Below are 2,396 nucleotides of genomic sequence, written 5' to 3' on the forward strand. Positions count from 1 at the left end.
CCTCCGGCCGGTAGGACGACGGCGGGTGCCGTGCGCACCCGGCCGGGCGGCGGGCGGCGGGCGGCGGCTAGAAGACCACCAGGGTCCGGCCGCCTCGTCCGGCGCGCATGTCGTCGAAGGCGGCCGGGATGTCGTCCAGGCCGACGCGCTCGGTGACCAGCGTGCCCAGGTCGAGACGTCCGGCCTGGACGTGCCCGGCCACCACCGGCAGATCCCTGGCCGGGACGCAGTTCCCGTAGACGCAGCCCGAGAGGGTCCGGGCGAAGTGGAAGACCTCCAGCGCGGAGAAGCTCACCAGGTCCTCCTTGCCGCCGATGCCGACCACCGCGATCCGGCCGCCGCGCCGGGTGGCGGACCAGGCGCCCCGGATCGTCGACGACCGGCCCACGCACTCCACGGCCACGTCCGTGCCGTACCCGTCGGTGAGCGCACGGATCTCCTTCGTCGTGGTGTCCGACGCGAGCAGGAAGTCGGTGGCCCCGGCAGCCCTGGCGAGTTCCTCCTTGGCGCCGGAGACGTCGACGGCGACGATCCGTTCGGCTCCGGCGATCCGGGCGGACTGCAGCACGGAGAGGCCGATGCCCCCTACGCCGAAGACCGCGACCGACTCGCCCGGCCGCACCCGGGCGTTGTGGTGCACGGCCCCGTAGCCGGTGAGTACCGCGCAGCCCAGCAGGGCCGCGTCGGTCAGGTCGATGCCGTCCGGCAGCGGCAGCACCGCCCGCGCGGACACCACGGTCTCCTCCGCGAAGGCCGCCGTGCTCAGGCCGGGATAGAGCTCCCGGCCGTCCGCGGCGCGGGCGTAGGGCACGGTGGTCGCCGCGTTGGCCCGCTCGCACAGCCAGGGCTCCTCCAGCCGGACGCAGAAACGGCAGGTACCGCAGGAAGGCGCCCAGTTGAGGACCACCCGGTCCCCCGGCGCGACCTCGGTGACCCCCTCACCGACGGACGTGACCGTGCCCGCGCCCTCGTGACCGAGCACGGCCGGCACGGGCTGGCGCAGCACGCCGCTGGACAGGGACAGGTCGGAGTGGCAGACCCCGGCGGCGGCGAGCTTGACCGCCACCTGGCCCGGACCGGGCGCGGGCAGCGAGATCTCGGTGATCTCCAGCGGGGTGTTGACGGCGGACAGGACAGCGGCTCGGACCACGGCGGTGGCCTCCTTCAGAACTGCAGGGACTTGGTCTGGAGGTACTCGGCCAGGCCGTGGCGGCCCAGCTCCCGGCCCACGCCGGAGTGCTTGTAACCGCCGAACGGCGCCAGCGGGTTGAAGCGCCCGCCGTTGATGTCGACCTGGCCGGTCTCCAGCCGCCGGGCGAAGGCGACGGCCTCGTCCTCGTCGTCCGACCAGACGGCCCCGGCCAGGCCGTACACGGTGCCGTTGGCGATGCGCACCGCGTCGTCGGTGTCCCGGTACGGCAGGATCGTCAGCACGGGGCCGAAGATCTCCTCCTGCGCGATGGTCATCTCCGGGGTGACACCGGCGAACACCGTGGGGCGCACGAAGTAGCCCCGCTCGCAGCCCTCGGGCGCGGTCGGGCCGCCGGCGACCAGCTCGGCGCCCTCCCTGACGCCCTGCTCGATGTAGCCGGCCACCCGCTCCCGCTGGGCGGCGCTCACCACCGGGCCGATCCTCGTGCCCTCCGCGCGCGGGTCGCCGGGGGTGTACCGGGCGACGGCCGCCGCTGCCAGCTGCACGGCCTCGTCGTACTGGTCGCTGTGGACCAGCATCCGGGTCCAGGCGCTGCACGTCTGACCGGAGTTGGACATCACGTTGGCGACGCCTACCTTGACGGCCTTCGTGAGGTCGGCGCCCGGGAGGATGACGTTGGCGGACTTGCCGCCGAGCTCCAGCGCGACCGGCTTGACGGCCTCTCCCGCGATCGCACCGATGCGGCGGCCGACCGCGGTGGAGCCGGTGAAGGACACCAGGTCGACGTCCGGGTGCCCGGCCAGTGCCGCGCCCGCCACCGCGCCCATCCCGGTGACCAGGTTGAACACGCCGGGCGGAAACCCCGCCTCGTGCACGGCCTCGGCGAACAGCTGGGCCGCCAGGGGCGTGTCCTCGGCCGGCTTGAGCACCACCGTGCAGCCCGCGGCGAGCGCGGGCGCCGCCTTGGCGACGACCTGGTGCAGCGGGTAGTTCCACGGTGTGATGGCGCCGACCACGCCCACCGGCTCCTGGAACACCCGGGAGTTGCCGACCCGTTCCTCGAACTCGTACTCGGCTGCGATCACCGCGTAGGAGCCGGCGACGGCGGTCGGCAGGTCGGCGTGCACGGAGCGGGCGAGGGCCAGCGGGGCGCCCAGTTCGGCGGTGACGGTCTCGGCGATCTCCTCACGCCGGGCCGCCAGACCGTCCCGCAGCGCGCCGAGCCGGGCGGCGCGCTCGGCCG

2 protein-coding genes are annotated in these 2,396 nt (G+C 74.5%); both read right to left on the reverse strand.

The genetic code is table 11. The features are described from left to right. Positions 1–67: 67 nt before the first annotated feature. The gene (locus tag ACYVE9_RS23215) at positions 68–1,150 is read right to left on the reverse strand and encodes a Zn-dependent alcohol dehydrogenase (protein ID WP_461029840.1); all 1,083 of its coding nucleotides are present in this window, start codon (positions 1,148–1,150) and stop codon (positions 68–70) included. 14 nt (positions 1,151–1,164) lie between these two features. Further along, positions 1,165–2,396, reverse strand: a 1,232-nt coding sequence (locus ACYVE9_RS23220) for an aldehyde dehydrogenase family protein (RefSeq protein ID WP_461029841.1), incomplete at its 5' end; no start/stop codon positions are given.

Source organism: Streptomyces sparsus, assembly GCF_054776295.1.